Source organism: Pseudomonas sp. Sample_14 (assembly GCF_004307515.1).
Classification (GTDB): Bacteria; Pseudomonadota; Gammaproteobacteria; order Pseudomonadales; family Pseudomonadaceae; genus Aquipseudomonas; species Aquipseudomonas atacamensis.
Genome location: NZ_RCOC01000012.1, coordinates 18,737 through 36,596, shown reverse-complemented (window position 1 = coordinate 36,596; position 17,860 = coordinate 18,737). Strand labels below are relative to the sequence as shown.

The window sequence follows — 17,860 nt, the reverse complement described above, 5'->3', positions numbered from 1 at the left end:
ACGTTGGTCCTGTCACCGCACCTATTGGCGCAATACCAGCGCTCAAGTAACCTGTGCGCCACATTTACAGGCCACCTCCATGATCTTCCTCATCGCCTACATCAGCAGCGTCGTGCTGATCAACTTCGCCTTTTCCACCGCACCGCAACTGGACATCATCTGGTCGGCCTGGGGCGGGCTGGTGTTCGTGCTGCGCGACATGGTGCAAACGCGCTTCGGTCATGGCGCGATCGTGGCGATGCTGGCGGCGCTGGTGCTCTCCTACATCACGTCCGACCCTTCCATCGCGCTGGCCAGCGCCACGGCGTTCGCGGTCTCCGAGTGCATCGACTGGCTGGTGTTCAGCATCACCAAGCGGCCGTTGCGTGATCGTCTGTGGATCAGTTCGGCGCTGAGCATTCCGCTGGATACCTTCATCTTTTTCGGCATGATCGACGCCTTGACGCCGCCGGTGATCATCACCGCGCTGGCCTCCAAGTTCGCCGGCGTTACCGCGGTCTGGCTGATCATGGCCTGGCGTGATCGCAAACAGGCTCTCGCCAGCTGAAGCCAAACCCTCGGGTTCATGTAAAATGCCGCGCTTTCTCCCCATGGAAAGCGCACTCGCGTGGCTTTCCTCGATGATCCGCTTCCTTTGAGGACCTGAGATGACCCGTATCGGAACTCCATTGTCGCCAACCGCGACCCGCGTATTGCTGTGTGGCTGTGGTGAGTTGGGCAAGGAAGTGGTAATCGAACTGCAGCGCCTGGGCGTTGAAGTGATTGCCGTCGACCGCTACGCCAACGCGCCGGCCATGCAAGTCGCCCATCGCAGCCACGTGATCAACATGCTCGACGGTGCCGCTCTGCGTGCAGTGATCGAAGCCGAGAAGCCGCACTTCATTGTGCCGGAAATCGAAGCCATCGCTACCGCCACGCTGGTTGAGCTGGAAGCCGAAGGCTTCACCGTGATTCCGACCGCGCGTGCGGCGCAACTGACCATGAACCGCGAAGGCATCCGTCGTCTGGCTGCCGAAGAGCTGGACCTGCCGACCTCGCCGTACCACTTTGCCGACACCTTCGAGGACTACAGCAAAGCCGTTCAGGACCTGGGTTTCCCTTGCGTGGTCAAGCCGGTGATGAGTTCGTCGGGCAAGGGTCAGAGCCTGCTGCGCAGCGCCGATGACGTACAGAAAGCCTGGGATTACGCGCAAGAGGGCGGTCGCGCCGGCAAAGGTCGGGTGATCATCGAAGGCTTCATCGACTTTGACTACGAAATCACCCTGCTGACCGTGCGCCACATTGGCGGCACTACGTTCTGCGCACCGGTCGGCCACCGTCAGGAGAAAGGCGACTATCAGGAATCCTGGCAGCCGCAGGCCATGAGCCCGATTGCTCTGGCTGAATCCGAGCGCGTTGCCAAAGCAGTCACTGAAGCGCTGGGTGGCCGTGGTCTGTTCGGCGTCGAGCTGTTCATCAAAGGTGATCAGGTGTGGTTCAGCGAAGTCTCGCCACGGCCGCATGACACCGGGCTGGTCACGCTGATCTCTCAGGATCTGTCGCAGTTTGCCCTGCATGCCCGCGCCATTCTTGGCCTGCCGGTACCGCTGATCCGTCAGTTCGGCCCGTCGGCGTCGGCAGTGATTCTGGTGGAAGGCCAGTCGACCCAGACTGCATTCGCCAATCTGGGCGCTGCGCTGAGCGAGCCGGATACCGCGCTGCGCCTGTTCGGCAAGCCGGAAGTGAACGGTCAGCGCCGCATGGGCGTGGCGCTGGCGCGTGATGAGTCGATCGAGGCTGCACGTGCCAAGGCGACCCGTGCGTCGCAGGCGGTTGTTGTCGAGCTGTAAACCGAGTTGCGGCATACATTCGCGAGCAGGCTCGCTCCCACATTTGGAATGCATTTCCCTGTGGGAGCGAGCCTGCTCGCGAAGCTTTTTACCTTCCGTCAGGCAACCTGATTCAGATCGTTATTGCGCGTCTCCTTCAAGCACAACACCGCAATCAGACTCAACACCGCCGCCGCCGACACATACCCGCCGACGTAGCTCAACCCGCCCATCGCCACCAGTTTCTGCGCAAAGAACGGCGCCGCCGAGGCTCCGACGATCCCGCCGAGGTTGTACGCCGCTGAAGCGCCGGTATAACGCACGTGGGTCGGAAACAGCTCAGGCAACAGCGCGCCCATCGGTGCGAATGTCACGCCCATCAAAAACAACTCGATGCACAGAAACAGCGCCACGCCCCAGGTCGAGCCCTGCGTTAGCAATGGCTCCATGAGAAATCCGGACAGAATCGCCAGCACGCCACCGATGATCAGCACCGGTTTGCGCCCGTAACGGTCGCTGGCCCAGGCCGACAAAGGCGTCGCGGCGGCCATGAACAACACGGCAAAGCACAGCAGGCCAAGGAAAGTCTCGCGGCTGTAACCCAGCGTCGATACGCCATAGCTCAGGGAAAACACCGTCGAGATATAGAACAGCGCATAGCAGACCACCATCGCCGCCGCCCCGAGCAGGGTCGGCGCCCAGTATTGGCTGAACAACTCGACCAGCGGCACTTTCACTCGCTCGTGACGGGCGATCGCATTGGCGAACACTGGCGTTTCATGCAGCTTGAGGCGCACATACAGGCCGACCATCACCAGCGCCGCACTGAGCAGAAACGGAATACGCCAGCCCCAACTGCGGAACTGTTCGTCATCCAAGGTCATGGCCAAGGTCAGGAACAGGCCGTTGGCCGCAAGAAAACCAATCGATGGCCCGAGCTGCGGGAACATGCCGAACCAGGCGCGTTTGCCCTTCGGCGCGTTTTCCGTGGCCAGCAGCGCCGCACCGCCCCATTCGCCGCCAAGGCCCAGGCCCTGACCGAAGCGCAGCACGCACAGCAGAATCGGCGCCCAGGCCCCAATGCTGTCGTAGCCCGGCAACACGCCAATCAAGGTGGTGCACACGCCCATCAACAGCAGCGAGGCGACCAGCGTCGATTTACGACCGATACGGTCGCCGAAGTGGCCAAACAGTGCCGAACCCAGTGGTCGGGCGAGGAAGGCAATGCCGAAAGTGAGAAAAGCGGAAAGCATCTGCGCCGTGCCGGAGGTCTGCGGAAAGAACACCGGCCCGATCACCAGCGCCGCAGCAGTGGCGTAAACGTAGAAGTCGTAGAACTCGATGGCGGTGCCGATGAAGCTTGCCGTGGCCACGCGAGTGGCGGAATTGGTCGGCTGGGCAGGCGCGGTTTCGCTGTAAGCGGTATGGGTCGTCATGCGGTGATCCCTGACAGTCATGAGCTCCAGTGGAGCGAATTGTTATGGTCGAACACCCAGGGATGTGGGGTAGGGCGCGAGCGCTGTTTCGAGTAGGAACAGTCGTCGGTTTGCAGCGGAAACAGTCAGGATCCGGGCAGTGCCGGGTAGGCACAGGGATCGACGGCGCTTGGGTAAGCGCCTCGATTATAGGAAGGGGGCTAACGATCAAACAAGCGCAAACAATGCAGCTTTATCGAGCAGGCACCAGAGCAGGCACCGATGAGGTCAGCCAGATCAACACCTTGCTCACCCGGTTCTCCTCGGTCTCGAGGATTTCCAGTCGATAACGCCCGATCTTCAGGCACACCGCGCTTTCCGGAATAGTTTCCAGCGCTTCGGTGACCAGGCCGTTGAGCGTTTTCGGCCCGTCGCTCGGCAGGTGCCAGCCCAGGCACTTGTTCAGGTCGCGGATCGATGCGGCGCCATCGATCACCATACGCCCGTCGGCCTGGGGATGGATGTGCGGGTTGTCGAGGCTGTGCTCGCTTTCGAATTCGCCGACGATCTCTTCGAGAATGTCTTCAAGGGTGACGATGCCCAGCACTTCACCGTATTCATCGACGACCATGCCGAGGCGGCGTTGCTGCTTGTGGAAGTTCAGCAGTTGCAGTTGCAGCGGCGTGCTTTCCGGGACGAAGTAAGGCTCGTAGCTGGCGGCCAGCAGTGCCTCGCGGGTCAATCCGCCGTTGCTCAGCAAATGGCCGATCTGGCGGGTGTTGAGCACCGCTTCGACCTGATTGATGTCGCTGTGAAACACCGGCAGACGCGTGCGCTTGTTCTCGCGCAGTTGCTCGATGATCTCTTCGATCGAATCGTCGAGGTTGATGCCGTCGACGTCACTGCGCGGCACCAGAATGTCGTTGACCGTGATGTTGTCCAGCGCATGAATGCCCGATACCGGGTGGGTGCGGACCGGATGGTCGTGATCCTCATTGTGATCGGCCGGCAACTCGTCCTCGCTCTGTTGCACCACCTGAGCCTTGCGCGTGAACGGGGTCATCAACAAAGCGCTGACCCGGCTGAACAGCCACGCAAAGGGGTAGACGATTTTCATCGGCACGGTCAGCAGGGCATTGCCGAACGCCAGCACGGCATCCGGATAGCGCCGAGCCACGGTGCGCGGGAAATAATCGGCGAACACCAACAGGATGCCACCGGCGCCCAGGCACGCCGCCCACGGGCCGTTTTCTTCGCAGAGGAAAATCGCCAGCAGCGTCGCGATGATCACTGCGAGGGCGCGGCACAGGGTGTTGCAGAGGATCAGGCTGTCGAGCGGGAAGCTCAGCTTCGCCAGCGGTTTATCGCTGGCGCGCGAGGCGATACGTTGCGCAAGCAGGTGCTGCTGCGCGATTTCGACGGCGGTAAACAGCCCTGACCATAAAATCAGCAGGACAAATACCGCGAGCATCGGCCCTATGGGCAAACCGTCCATTTATGCCGCCCGTCAGATGTGCAGAATGTATTCACGAACCAGTTTGCTGCCGAAGTACGCCAGCATCAGCAGGCAGAAACCGGCGAGGGTCCAGCGAATCGCCTTGTGGCCGCGCCAGCCCAGACGGTTGCGGCCCCACAACAGCACGCTGAAGACGATCCATGCCAGACAGGCCAGCAGGGTCTTGTGCACCAGATGCTGGGCAAACAGGTTCTCGACGAACAGCCAGCCGGAAATCAGCGATAGCGACAGCAGCGTCCAGCCGGCCCAGAGAAAGCCGAACAGCAGGCTTTCCATGGTTTGCAGGGGCGGGAAGTTCTTGATCAGCCCGGACGGGTGCTTGTGCTTGAGCTGATGGTCCTGAACCAGCAGCAGCAACGCCTGGAACACGGCGATGGTGAACATGCCGTAAGCGAGGATCGACAATAGAATGTGCGCGAGAATGCCCGGCTCTTCATCGATGATCTGCACCGTGCCGGTCGGAGCGAACTGCGCCAGCAATACCGTGATCGCGCCCAGCGGGAACAGCAGCACCAGCAGGTTTTCCACCGGGATCCGCGAACAGGCGAGCAGGGTCAGGGCGATTACCGCAGCAGCGATCAGACTGGACGCACTGAAGAAGTCCAGGCCAAGGCCGATCGGGGTCAATAGATGTGTAAGCAGGCTGGCGCCGTGGGCGAGCACGGCGAAGACGCCGAGGCTGACCAGCAGGCGCTTGTTCGCCTTGGCGCCGGTGGCCAGGCGGGTGCTTTGATAGACGGTCGCAGCGGCATAGAGCAGGGCGGCGGCGAGGGTGGTCAGCAAACTGGGTGACAAGGGGAGCATAAATCCTGTTAGGCGAGCCCGAAAGGCGCTGAGTTTGGCATAGAACCGCCACGGCACGAAAGACTCCGCAAGCTGACGGCGAGGTGTCCGCCGGCCGCAGTCTTCGCTATAATCCGCGACCTGCCCACGCCGCAGGCTCGCCGAGCACATGTTGATTCCGGTCTGGGCCGCCATTATCCCGGTTCGTACAGGGCCTGAAAGGATCGCGCAATGTTTGAAAACTTAACCGACCGTCTCTCGCAGACGCTGCGCCATGTCACCGGCAAGGCGAAGCTGACCGAGGACAATATCAAAGACACCCTGCGTGAAGTGCGCATGGCGTTGCTCGAAGCTGACGTCGCATTGCCGGTGGTCAAGGACTTCGTCAATTCGGTCAAGGAGCGCGCTGTCGGCACCGAGGTGTCGCGCAGCCTGACGCCGGGCCAGGCATTCGTGAAGATCGTCCAGGCCGAACTCGAAAGCCTGATGGGCGCGGCCAACGAAGACCTCAACCTGAGTGCCGTTCCGCCAGCCGTGATTCTGATGGCCGGTCTGCAGGGCGCGGGTAAAACCACCACTGCCGGCAAGCTGGCGCGCTTCCTTAAAGAGCGCAAGAAGAAGTCGGTCATGGTCGTGTCTGCGGACATTTACCGTCCGGCCGCGATCAAGCAGCTGGAAACCCTGGCCAACGACATCGGCGTGACGTTCTTCCCGTCCGACCTGAGCCAGAAGCCGGTCGACATCGCCAATGCGGCTATTAAAGAAGCAAAACTGAAATTCATCGACGTGGTCATCGTCGATACTGCCGGTCGTCTGCACATCGACGAAGAGATGATGGGCGAGATCAAGGCGCTGCACGCCGCGATCAACCCGGTCGAAACCCTGTTCGTGGTCGACGCCATGACCGGTCAGGACGCCGCGAACACGGCCAAGGCGTTCGGCGATGCGCTGCCGCTGACCGGTGTGATCCTGACCAAGGTCGACGGCGACGCCCGTGGCGGTGCCGCGCTGTCGGTGCGCGCCATCACCGGCAAGCCAATCAAGTTCATCGGTATGGGCGAGAAGAGCGAAGCGCTCGATCCGTTCCACCCTGAGCGTATCGCCTCGCGGATCCTCGGCATGGGCGACGTGCTTAGCCTGATCGAGCAGGCCGAAGCGACGCTGGACAAGGACAAGGCCGACAAACTGGCCAAGAAGCTGAAGAAAGGCAAGGGCTTCGACCTCGAAGACTTCCGCGATCAGCTGCAACAGATGAAGAACATGGGCGGCCTCGGCGGGCTCATGGACAAACTGCCGAGCATCGGCGGCGTCAACCTGTCGCAGATGGGCAATGCCCAGAACGCCGCAGAGAAGCAGTTCAAGCAGATGGAAGCCATCATCAATTCCATGACCCCGGCCGAGCGCCGCGACCCTGAGCTGATCAGCGGTTCGCGCAAGCGCCGGATCGCCATGGGTTCCGGCACGCAGGTGCAGGACATCGGCCGCTTGATCAAGCAGCACAAGCAGATGCAGAAGATGATGAAGAAATTCACCGCCAAGGGCGGTATGGCAAAAATGATGCGCGGCATGGGCGGTATGTTGCCCGGCGGCGGCATGCCGAAAATGTAAAGACTTCGCCGGTCGTCGCACCGGCGCAGACCCTGCAAGGACGCAGGATCAACAGCAAACCCGCACTCGGCGGGAGCTGACTGGCCGTTTTTATCGACGGCTCTCTATGCAAATCTGCACGGCATGCCATGGGCGCCGGAAAAAGTCATTTGCAAAAGTCCGGATATTCCTTAGAATATGCGGCCTTTCGGGCACCCATGCCCGCTGTGCATTTAGATTTGCAGCACCGACTACAGGAACGATGTTCACATGCTAACAATCCGTCTTGCCCTTGGCGGCTCCAAAAAGCGCCCGTTTTACCACCTGACCGTAACCGACTCGCGTAACCCGCGTGACGGCTCCCACAAAGAACAGGTTGGTTTCTTCAACCCTGTTGCCCGTGGTCAGGAAATCCGTCTGTCCGTGAACCAAGAGCGCGTTGCCTACTGGCTGAGCGTTGGTGCACAACCTTCTGAGCGCGTTGCTCAGTTGTTGAAGGAATCTGCCAAGGCTGCGGCCTGAGCAATATGAACGCGACGCCAGCCCCTGCCGATGATTTGATCGTTATTGGCAAAATTTATTCTGTTCATGGCGTTCGCGGCGAAGTGAAGGTTTATTCCTTTACTGATCCGACTGAAAACCTGTTGCAGTACAAAACCTGGACGCTCAAGCGCGAAGGCAATGTCAAACAGGTCGAGCTGGTCAGTGGACGCGGGAGCGACAAGTTCCTGGTCGCCAAGCTCAAGGGTCTCGATGATCGTGAAGAAGCTCGTCTTCTGGCCGGTTATGAGATCTGCGTGCCGCGCAACCTGTTCGCTGAATTGACCGAAGGCGAGTACTACTGGTACCAGCTGGAAGGTTTGAAGGTCATCGACACCCTTGGGCAACTGCTCGGGAAAATCGATCATCTTCTGGAAACCGGCGCCAATGATGTAATGGTCGTCAAGCCTTGCGCTGGCAGCCTGGATGATCGCGAACGCCTGTTGCCCTATACGGAGCAATGCGTGTTGGCCGTCGACCTGGAAGCGGGCGAGATGAAGGTGGATTGGGACGCGGACTTCTGAACGTGGCTAACTTGCGCGTAGAAGTGATCAGTTTGTTTCCCGAGATGTTTTCCGCCATTGGCGATTACGGCATCACCAGTCGTGCGGTCAAACAGGGGCTCTTGCAGCTGACCTGTTGGAATCCGCGAGATTACACGACGGATCGGCATCACACTGTGGACGATCGCCCGTTTGGCGGTGGTCCGGGCATGGTGATGAAGATCAAGCCCCTGGAAGATGCGCTGGCTCAGGCCAAGGCAGCAGCCGGGGAGGCGGCGAAGGTGATTTACCTGTCCCCCCAAGGCCGTCAACTGACTCAGTCGGCGGTACGCGAGCTGGCACAATCGGATGCATTGATCCTGATTGCCGGCCGCTACGAAGGCATTGACGAGCGCTTTATTGAGGCTCATGTCGATGAAGAGTGGTCGATTGGCGACTATGTACTGTCTGGCGGCGAGCTGCCGGCCATGGTCCTGATCGATGCGGTTACACGACTGCTGCCTGGAGCTTTAGGGCATGCGGATTCCGCTGAGGAAGATTCCTTTACGGATGGTCTGCTGGATTGCCCGCACTACACCCGACCGGAGGTGTATGCGGATCAGCGTGTTCCCGACGTGTTGCTGAGTGGCAATCACGCGCATATCCGGCGTTGGCGTTTACAGCAGTCCCTTGGTCGGACCTATGAACGACGCGCCGATCTTCTGGAAAGCCGCTCGCTTTCTGGAGAAGAGAAGAAGCTGCTCGAGGAATACATCCGCGAGCGGGACGATAGTTAACAACGTATCGATGGTAGATCGAACGATTTACCTTAGGAGCACAGCATGACCAACAAAATCATCCTTGCACTCGAAGCAGAGCAGATGACCAAAGAAATCCCTACCTTCGCCCCAGGCGACACTATTGTCGTTCAGGTGAAAGTGAAGGAAGGCGATCGTTCCCGTCTGCAAGCGTTCGAAGGCGTTGTAATCGCCAAGCGTAACCGCGGCGTGAACAGTGCGTTCACCGTTCGTAAAATCTCCAACGGTGTTGGCGTAGAACGTACTTTCCAGACCTACTCCCCGCAGATCGACAGCATGGCTGTTAAACGTCGCGGTGACGTACGTAAAGCCAAGCTGTACTACCTGCGCGACCTGTCGGGTAAAGCAGCACGCATCAAGGAAAAACTGGCTTAAGCCCAGCTTCCGATGCAGAAAAAAGCAGCCTACGGGCTGCTTTTTTGTTGCCTGCGATTTGCGCTGCAAGGATCTTCTGTCTATCTGTGACCGAGTCGCGGCCTTCGCGAGCAGGCTCGCTCCCACAGGAATTCAAATGTGGGAGCGAGCCTGCTCGCGAATCGGTCTGTCAGGCGCCGGAACCTTGCGGTTGAATCAATGCCAGCAACGTCCACCCAGCCCCCGGCTTCAACGCCGTTTCCGGCGTCACCACATGCACCCAGCCGCTGTCATCACGCATGAACAGTAAAGTTGCGCGATTGCCGTGCAGCGCTTGGTAATCCTCCCAGCCGAAGCCGTCCGTCAATGTCGTGCTGTAAAGCTCCGCTCCCTGGCCCATCTGGCCGGCCAGTTTCGAATAGGTCAGTGCCTCACTGCCCAATTGATTGCCCCGGTGTTCCAGGCTTGCGCGGTGCTTGTCGCTGCGGCGGCTTTCATGGCCGCTGGCCAGACCGAACAGGCGCTGATGACCGAAGTCATGACGAAAGCGCATCGCCGCCAATGTGTTCAGCTCGCCCGACGGTGACAGCGCCAGCAAATGCCCCAGCCCCACCAGATCCAGATGCGCGTCGGCATGCTGCGACGCCGGGTTGCCGAAATAGGTCGGCAAGCCTTCCATACGTGCCGCGCGGATATTCTCCCAGCTCGAATCGGTCAGCAGCACGCGGCTGCCCAGCTGTTGCAGCGACTTGCCCAATTCGCGGGCCGGGCCATTGGCTCCAACGATCAGGAAACCGCTCGGCGCCGGTTCGGCGACCTTTAACAGCCGTGCCAGCGGTCGCGCCGTTGCGCTTTGCAAAACCACGGTGCCGATGATTACCGCAAAGGTCAGCGGCACCAGGAGCAGGGCGCCTTCATGTCCGGATTCATCCAGGCGAATTGCGAAAATCGCCGAGACAGCCGCAGCGACGATCCCGCGCGGCGCGATCCAGCACAGCAACGCCCTTTCGCGCCAGCTCAGACTGGAACCGGCGGTGCTGAGCAAAACATTCAACGGACGGGCGATCAGCTGGATCACCAACAGCAGAATCAACACCAGCGGCCCCAGACCAAGCAAAGCGTTCAGGTCCAGGCGCGCCGCGAGCAGGATGAACAGTCCGGAAATCAGCAATACACTGAGGTTTTCCTTGAAGTGCAGGATGTGCCGCACGTCCACGCCTTTCATGTTGGCCAGCCACATGCCCATCAGCGTCACCGCCAGCAGGCCGGACTCATGCATCACCTGGTTGGCACCGATGAAGATCGCCAGCACCGCTGCCAGCGAGGCCAGATTGTGCAGGTATTCCGGCAGCCACTGACGCCGGATCACCGTCCCCAGCAACCAACCCCCGACGACACCAAACACGGCGCCGCAGAGAATCACCCCGCCGAAGGTGAAGAGGCTTTGCTTGAGGCCATGGCCTTCAGCGCTGGCGATGATGAAGCTGTACACCACGACCGCGAGCAGAGCGCCGATCGGATCGATGACGATGCCTTCCCAGCGCAGGATGTTGGCGATCGAGGCCTTCGGCCGCACCACCCGCAGCATCGGCACGATCACGGTCGGACCGGTGACCAGCGTCAGGCTGCCAAACAGAATCGCCAGCATCCAGTCGAAGCCCAGCAGAAAGTGCGTGGCGACCGCGATGACGATCCAGGTCGAAATCGCACCGAGGGTCACCAGTCGATGAACGACGCTGCCGATCTCTTTCCATTCCGACAGGTGCAGGGTCAGGCTGCCTTCGAACAGAATCAGCGCCACTGCCAGCGACACCAGTGGCATCAGCAGCGGGCCGAACATTTCCTGCGGGTCGAGCCAACCCAGCAGCGGGCCGGCCAAAATGCCGGTCAGCAGCAGAAACAGAATGGCCGGCAGCTTCAGGCGCCATGCCAGCCACTGACAACCCAGCGCCGCCGCGCCGATCCCGCCAAATGCCAAGAGAATTTGCTGCTCGTTCATTGATGCTCCCTGTTCCTTGATCTGGCTGGCTATGAAAGACTAGCGGCCATTCCCGTCGTTCACTGTCTATTTGCGCGCAGTGTTAAAAACTGCCTGCCCCGAGCACCCATGCCTGCCATCGACCATCCGCTGATTGATCAATTTCTCGACGCTTTATGGCTGGAGAAAGGCCTGTCCGACAATACCCGCGACGCCTATCGCAGTGACCTCGCGCTGTTCAACGGCTGGTTGCAGGAGAAAAATCTCGAACTGATCAATGCCGGTCGCGAATTGATCCTCGATCATCTGGCGTGGCGGCTGGAGCAAAACTACAAGCCGCGCTCCACCGCGAGATTTCTCTCCGGGGTGCGTGGCTTTTATCGCTATCTGCTGCGGGAAAAACTGATCAGCGTCGACCCGACGTTGCGCGTCGACATGCCGCAACTGGGGCGGCCGTTGCCCAAGTCGCTGTCGGAAGCCGATGTCGAAGCACTGCTCAAGGCGCCGGACCTGAGTGACGCCATCGGCCAGCGTGACCGCGCGATGCTGGAAGTGCTGTATGCCTGTGGCCTGCGCGTGACCGAACTGATCAGCCTGACGCTGGAGCAGGTCAACCTGCGCCAAGGCGTATTGCGGGTGATGGGCAAGGGCAGCAAGGAGCGTCTGGTGCCGATGGGCGAGGAGGCGATTGTCTGGGTCGAGCGTTATATGCGTGATGGTCGTGGCGAGTTGCTCGGTGGCCGCCCCAGCGATGTGCTGTTCCCCAGTCAGCGCGGCGAGCAGATGACCCGGCAGACGTTCTGGCATCGCATCAAGCATCAGGCCAAGGTCGCCGGGATCAGCAAGTCGCTGTCGCCGCACACCTTGCGCCACGCGTTCGCCACGCATCTGCTCAATCACGGCGCGGACTTGCGCGTGGTGCAGATGCTGCTCGGGCACAGCGACCTTTCCACCACCCAAATCTATACCCACGTCGCCCGCGCCCGCTTGCAGGACTTGCACGCGAAGCACCACCCACGCGGCTGACACATCCCATAATGTTGAAACACTGACCTGTGGCGAGGGGATTTATCCCCGTTCGGCTGCGCAGCAGTCGCAAACCCGGCTGGCTCGATTTTGACTGAAAGATCGCGGTGGATGGTTTAGGGCTGCTTCGCAACCCGGCGGGGATAAATCCCCTCGCCACAATAATGTGTGTCAGCCACATGTGGTTGTGGGTCAGTTGTACAAGCATGAAGATGTGTCAGTTGCTCATGAGTGTGTGGCGACAGGCGCATTCGGCCCTCGTGACCTTATGTGTTAGGCTTTGCCGGTTTGCACGATGGACGGTTATGACCCGGTGTTTCGCACGGGCGTTCTGACCGTTTCATTGGCCCGCCCTCAGGAGTACTCATGCGTCTGACCCAGATTTTCGCCGCCGCCGCCATTGCGTTGGTGAGCACCTTTGCCGTCGCCGACGACGCGGCTGACAAAGCCATTCGTCAAAGCCTGGAAAAACTCGAACTCGAGGTTCCGGTCGAGAGCATCAGTGCCAGCCCGTTGCCTGGCATGTACGAAGTCAAACTCAAAGGCAGCCGCGTGCTGTATGCCAGCGCCGATGGCCAGTACATCGTCCAGGGCAACCTGTATCAGCTGGCGAATGGCAAACCGGTCAACCTGACCGAGAAGACCGAACGCCTGGGCATTTCCCAACTGATCAATGCCATCCCGGTGGCCGAAACCGTGGTCTACCCGGCTGTGGGCGAGACCAAATCGCATATCACCGTGTTTACCGACACCACCTGTCCGTACTGCCACAAACTGCATGCCGAAGTGCCGGAGCTGAACAAGCGCGGCATTGAAGTGCGCTACGTGGCGTTCCCGCGCCAGGGTCTGAATTCGCCGGGTGACGAGCAGCTGCAAGCAGTGTGGTGCTCGAAAGACAAGAAAGCCGCCATGGACAAAATGGTCGATGGCAAGGAAATCAAGGCCGCCAAGTGCGATAACCCGGTTTCCAAGCAATTCGCCCTCGGTCAGTCGATCGGCGTGAACGGTACACCGGCCATCGTTTTGGCCGACGGCCAGGTCATTCCGGGCTACCAGCCGGCGCCACAAGTCGCCAAACTGGCGCTGGGCGCGAAGTAATTCGCATCGTCACGGGCAACCGTTGACGATCGTGGTCCGGCGGCAACAGCGCCGGGCCATCAACAGAGAGCCGCGAGCACGCGGTTGTTTTCCGGCCGACCCTGTGTCGGCCGTTTCATGGGGAGTTCACAGTGAATCCGGTCAAAGTAGGCATCTGTGGGTTAGGGACCGTCGGTGGCGGTACCTTCAACGTACTTCAGCGCAACGCCGAGGAAATTGCTCGTCGTGCCGGGCGTGGAATCGAAGTGGCACAAATTGCCACGCGCACGCCAAAGCCTCAGTTCCAGACGACCGGTATTGCGATTACCAACGATGTCTTCGAAGTGGCCACGAACCCTGAGATCGACATCGTCATAGAGCTGATGGGCGGCTACACCGTTGCCCGCGAGCTGGTACTCAAGGCCATCGAGAATGGCAAGCATGTGGTCACCGCGAACAAGGCGCTGATAGCCGTTCACGGTAATGAGATTTTCGCCAAGGCACGCGAGAAAGGCGTGATCGTGGCATTCGAAGCAGCGGTGGCCGGTGGCATTCCGGTGATCAAGGCGATCCGCGAAGGCCTGTCCGCCAACCGCATCAACTGGGTTGCCGGGATCATCAACGGTACCGGCAACTTCATCCTCACCGAAATGCGCGAGAAGGGCCGTACGTTTGAAGACGTACTCGCCGAAGCGCAAGCGCTGGGTTACGCCGAAGCCGACCCGACCTTCGACGTCGAAGGCATCGATGCCGCGCACAAGCTGACCATTCTGGCGTCTATCGCCTTCGGCATTCCGCTGCAATTCGACAAGGCTTACACCGAAGGCATCACCAAACTGACCACCGCCGACGTCAACTACGCCGAGGCGCTGGGCTATCGCATCAAGCACCTCGGCGTGGCGCGCAGCACTGACGCCGGCATCGAGTTGCGCGTGCACCCGACGCTGATTCCGGCCGATCGCCTGATCGCCAACGTCAACGGCGTGATGAACGCAGTGATGGTCAACGGCGACGCCGCCGGTTCGACGCTGTTCTACGGTGCCGGCGCTGGCATGGAGCCGACCGCTTCGTCGGTGATCGCCGATCTGGTCGACGTGGTTCGCGCGATGACTTCCGACCCGGAAAACCGTGTGCCGCACCTGGCCTTCCAGCCGGACTCGCTGTCGGCCCATCCGATCCTGCCGATCGAAGCCTGCGAAAGCGCTTACTACCTGCGCATTCACGCCAAGGATCATCCGGGCGTTCTGGCGCAGGTGGCGAGCATCCTGTCGGAGCGCGGCATCAATATCGAATCGATCATGCAGAAGGAAGTCGAAGAGCATGACGGCCTGGTGCCGATGATCCTGCTGACCCACCGCGTGGTCGAGCAGCGCATCAACGATGCGATCACCGCGCTGGAAGCACTGGCTGGCGTTGACGGCCCGGTTGTACGGATCCGTGTCGAACATTTGAACTAAAAAGCAGCGGCAAGCTTCGAGCGGCAAGTGGCAAGAGAGAAGCAGTCTGGCTTTTACTTGCGACTTGCAGCTTGCAGCTTGCAGCTCAAACCGAAGGTTTGAAAAAAATGCGATATATCAGTACTCGCGGGCAGGCCCCGGCCCTGAATTTCGAAGAGGTCCTGCTGGCCGGTCTGGCGACCGACGGCGGTCTGTACGTCCCGGAAAACCTGCCACGTTTCACTCAGGAAGAAATCGCTTCCTGGGCCGGCCTGCCGTATCACGAACTGGCCTTCCGGGTGATGCGCCCGTTTGTCACCGGCAGCATTCCGGATGCCGATTTCAAGAAAATTCTCGAAGAAACCTACGGCGTGTTCGCGCACAGCGCCGTGGCGCCACTGCGTCAGTTGAACGGTAATGAATGGGTGCTTGAGCTGTTCCACGGCCCGACCCTGGCGTTCAAGGACTTCGCCCTGCAACTGCTCGGTCGCCTGCTCGATTACGTGCTGGAAAAGCGCGGCGAGCGCGTGGTGATTGTCGGTGCCACCTCTGGTGACACCGGTTCTGCGGCCATCGAAGGCTGCAAGCACTGCGAAAATGTCGACATCTTCATCCTGCACCCGCATCAGCGTGTATCGGAAGTGCAGCGTCGGCAGATGACGACGATCTTCGGCGAGAACATCCACAACATCGCCATCGAAGGCAACTTCGATGACTGCCAGGAAATGGTCAAGAACAGCTTCGCCGACCAGAGCTTCCTCAAAGGCACGCGTCTGGTGGCGGTGAACTCGATCAACTGGGCGCGGATCATGGCCCAGATCGTTTACTACTTCCATGCGTCCCTGCAGTTGGGCGGTCCGGCGCGTTCGGTGTCGTTCTCGGTACCGACCGGTAACTTCGGCGACATCTTCGCCGGTTACCTGGCGCGCAACATGGGCCTGCCGATCAACCAGTTGATCGTCGCGACCAACCGCAACGACATCCTGCACCGCTTCATGAGCGGCAACCAGTACGTCAAGGAAACCCTGCACGCAACGCTGTCGCCGTCGATGGACATCATGGTGTCGTCGAACTTCGAGCGCCTGCTGTTCGACCTGCACGGCCGTAACGGTGCGGCGATTGCCGGCCTGATGGACTCGTTCAAAAAGGACGGCAGTTTCAGCGTCGAGCAAGAGCGCTGGACCGAAGCACGCAAGCTGTTCGATTCCCTGGCGGTGGACGATGCGCAGACCTGCGAAACCATCGCCGACGTCTACGAGCAAACCGGTGAGGTGCTCGACCCGCACACTGCCATCGGTGTGAAAGCCGCGCGCGAATGCCGTCGCAGCCTGGATATCCCGATGGTCATTCTGGGTACTGCCCATCCGGTCAAGTTTCCTGAGGCAGTGGAGAAAGCGGGTGTAGGAAAAGCGCTCGAACTACCTGCACATCTTTCTGATTTGTTTGAGCGAAACGAGCGCTGCACGGTTCTGCCAAACGACCTGAAAGCCGTGCAAGCCTTTGTCAGCCAGCATGGCAACCGCGGCAAGCCACTCTAAGCCAGTAAAAGCTGTCACATTTTGAAGCCCGTCTCCTGACGGGCTTTTTTGTTTCTGCTGCCACACTGCTCGGGTTTTCACCCACGAAGGACGGGTGAGTCGATCACGAAGGAAATGGCAATGCTGTTTTACAGAGGTTTGAAACCGGCACTGGGCTGGTTGTTTTTGTTGGCGGTGCTGGGGTGGACACACAGCGGCATGGCAGCGCAAATGGCACTCGATCAGGCCAATGCGTCAGCCAGTGTCCAGGCTATCGAGCTGGATGCGCACGAGCAGCAATGGATACGTGACAACCCCAGAGTGACGGTGGCATCGGTGCAATATCCGTTGTACCTGTTTCAGGACGAACATGGCCAGTGGAGCGGTCTGAACAACGATGTGCTCAAGCGCGTCAGCGCAATGACCGGCCTGCAATTCGAGCACCAGGAATCGTTCTCTACCGACCATATGCTCGATCGCCTGCAAAGCGGAGTCGCGGACATCAGTACGACCTTGGCCATGAGTGATGATCGCAAGGCGTTTCTCGATTTCAGTCATGCTTTTGGAGGGGCAGGCTGGGTTTTTGTCGGACATGCCAATACCCCGCGGGTGGAGTCTTTCGAGCAACTGGCCAAGCGCGTTCTGGTGCTGCCCGCCCGTCATGCCCTGGAGGATGCGATTCGCCGCGATTATCCGTCGATTGAAATACGCTCGGTGAAAACCTACGCCGAAGCGCGGGCGCTGGTCGAGAGCGGTGAAGCCTACGCAACCATCGAAAACGAAATCGGCGCGCAGCTCTATCCGTTGGGCATGCTCAAGGTCGGTGCCCTGGTAGAGGGCAAGTGGGAAGCCGATCATCTGGCTGTACGAAAAGGCATGCCGCAACTACTGAGTATTCTCAACAAGGCGCTGGAAGCGTTCCCTGCGGCGGAGTTGCGGGCGATGCGTCTCAAGTGGCTGGCGGGCGTTTCGCCGCCGCCCGTGCCCTCCGTCTGGGAACGCCTGGTCGAGTGGGCATGCTGGGCGATGGGGGTAATCGGCGTTTTCGGGATGCTGTCGCTAGTGTGGAACAGACGCCTAGCGGCCGTGATCAAGTTGCGCTGCGCGGCGGAAAAGGAGTTGGGCGATCAACTGGCCTTTCAGCACGCCCTGATCGATTCGATGCCGGATCCGGTGTTTGTCCGTGATCTGCACGGGCGGTTGATCATCTGCAATCGCAGTTACGAGGAAGCGCTGTCGGTGCGCTTGGACCAGATGCAGGGGCGCCTGCTGATCGAAGTCGATGCGTTTCCGGAAACCACCGCGCGCATGCTCCACGATGAATTCATCGCCCAGTTGCAGACCCGCAAGTCGCGCTTCAGCAAACGACAGCTGCTGTTCAAGGGCGGGTCTCGCGAGGTTTATCAGTGGACCGTGCCGTTTTACAGCGGTGACGGTAAATTGCGCGGCCTGTTGGGTGGCTGGACCGATATCACTCAGCGCAGGACCGAGAGCGGGTGTCGCTGTCTGCAGTAAAGAAGGGA

At 60.1% G+C, this 17,860-nt stretch carries 16 protein-coding genes; 12 read left to right on the top strand and 4 right to left on the bottom strand.

Annotated elements, in window-relative coordinates:
* The first annotated feature begins 79 nt into the window (after nt 1–79).
* Both D8U61_RS02395 and purT read left to right on the top strand, forming a co-directional pair.
* Nucleotides 80–547, top strand: a complete 468-nt coding sequence (locus D8U61_RS02395) for a VUT family protein (protein WP_130926351.1) — start codon at nt 80–82, stop codon at nt 545–547.
* Nucleotides 548–647: 100 nt separating this feature from the next.
* Nucleotides 648–1,829, top strand: coding sequence for a formate-dependent phosphoribosylglycinamide formyltransferase (gene purT, locus D8U61_RS02390; RefSeq protein WP_024011715.1), 1,182 nt, complete (start codon nt 648–650; stop codon nt 1,827–1,829).
* 98 nt (nt 1,830–1,927) lie between these two features.
* Here purT and D8U61_RS02385 read toward each other — a convergent pair whose 3' ends face one another.
* From D8U61_RS02385 to ccsA, 3 genes are all read right to left on the bottom strand, one after another.
* Entirely contained in the window at nt 1,928–3,244 is a 1,317-nt protein-coding gene (locus tag D8U61_RS02385) for an MFS transporter (protein WP_130926350.1), read from the bottom strand.
* 232 nt (nt 3,245–3,476) lie between these two features.
* Complete coding sequence (locus D8U61_RS02375) at nt 3,477–4,718, bottom strand: CNNM domain-containing protein (RefSeq protein ID WP_125927641.1); 1,242 nt, start codon at nt 4,716–4,718, stop codon at nt 3,477–3,479.
* Nucleotides 4,719–4,730: 12 nt separating this feature from the next.
* Nucleotides 4,731–5,543: a cytochrome c biogenesis protein CcsA gene (ccsA, locus tag D8U61_RS02370; protein WP_016771539.1), complete on the bottom strand. Its 813-nt coding sequence runs from the start codon at nt 5,541–5,543 to the stop codon at nt 4,731–4,733.
* Nucleotides 5,544–5,753: 210 nt separating this feature from the next.
* On the opposite strand from ccsA, the gene ffh reads away from it, so the two are divergent.
* The 5 genes from ffh (at nt 5,754) to rplS (ending at nt 9,324) form a co-directional block, all read left to right on the top strand.
* Nucleotides 5,754–7,130, top strand: coding sequence for a signal recognition particle protein (gene ffh, locus D8U61_RS02365; protein WP_007967791.1), 1,377 nt, complete (start codon nt 5,754–5,756; stop codon nt 7,128–7,130).
* A 249-nt stretch (nt 7,131–7,379) separates the two neighbouring features.
* Nucleotides 7,380–7,631, top strand: coding sequence for a 30S ribosomal protein S16 (gene rpsP / locus D8U61_RS02360; protein ID WP_003185073.1), 252 nt, complete (start codon nt 7,380–7,382; stop codon nt 7,629–7,631).
* Nucleotides 7,632–7,636: 5 nt separating this feature from the next.
* Nucleotides 7,637–8,173 carry a ribosome maturation factor RimM gene (rimM, locus tag D8U61_RS02355; protein WP_016771538.1) on the top strand — a complete coding sequence of 179 codons (537 nt, stop codon included), beginning with the start codon at nt 7,637–7,639 and terminating at the stop codon, nt 8,171–8,173.
* Between the two features lie 2 nt (nt 8,174–8,175).
* Nucleotides 8,176–8,928, top strand: a complete 753-nt coding sequence (gene trmD, locus D8U61_RS02350; RefSeq protein ID WP_038860625.1) for a tRNA (guanosine(37)-N1)-methyltransferase TrmD — start codon at nt 8,176–8,178, stop codon at nt 8,926–8,928.
* 45 nt (nt 8,929–8,973) lie between these two features.
* Entirely contained in the window at nt 8,974–9,324 is a 351-nt protein-coding gene (gene rplS / locus D8U61_RS02345; protein WP_003175895.1) for a 50S ribosomal protein L19, read from the top strand.
* Between the two features lie 169 nt (nt 9,325–9,493).
* Here the strand turns inward: rplS and D8U61_RS02340 are convergent, their stop codons facing one another.
* Entirely contained in the window at nt 9,494–11,302 is a 1,809-nt protein-coding gene (locus D8U61_RS02340; protein ID WP_125927642.1) for a sodium:proton antiporter, read from the bottom strand.
* Between the two features lie 108 nt (nt 11,303–11,410).
* On the opposite strand from D8U61_RS02340, the gene xerD reads away from it, so the two are divergent.
* From xerD to D8U61_RS02315, 5 genes are all read left to right on the top strand, one after another.
* Entirely contained in the window at nt 11,411–12,307 is an 897-nt protein-coding gene (gene xerD / locus D8U61_RS02335) for a site-specific tyrosine recombinase XerD (RefSeq protein ID WP_016771535.1), read from the top strand.
* Nucleotides 12,308–12,673: 366 nt separating this feature from the next.
* The gene (dsbC, locus tag D8U61_RS02330) at nt 12,674–13,405 is read left to right on the top strand and encodes a bifunctional protein-disulfide isomerase/oxidoreductase DsbC (RefSeq protein ID WP_130926349.1); all 732 of its coding nucleotides are present in this window, start codon (nt 12,674–12,676) and stop codon (nt 13,403–13,405) included.
* A 131-nt stretch (nt 13,406–13,536) separates the two neighbouring features.
* The gene (locus D8U61_RS02325; protein ID WP_024011722.1) at nt 13,537–14,841 is read left to right on the top strand and encodes a homoserine dehydrogenase; all 1,305 of its coding nucleotides are present in this window, start codon (nt 13,537–13,539) and stop codon (nt 14,839–14,841) included.
* A gap of 107 nt (nt 14,842–14,948) precedes the next feature.
* Complete coding sequence (gene thrC, locus D8U61_RS02320; protein ID WP_024011723.1) at nt 14,949–16,358, top strand: threonine synthase; 1,410 nt, start codon at nt 14,949–14,951, stop codon at nt 16,356–16,358.
* A gap of 120 nt (nt 16,359–16,478) precedes the next feature.
* On the top strand, nt 16,479–17,852 hold the full coding sequence (locus D8U61_RS02315) for a transporter substrate-binding domain-containing protein (RefSeq protein ID WP_122706120.1): 1,374 nt from the start codon (nt 16,479–16,481) through the stop codon (nt 17,850–17,852).
* Nucleotides 17,853–17,860 lie beyond the last annotated feature (8 nt).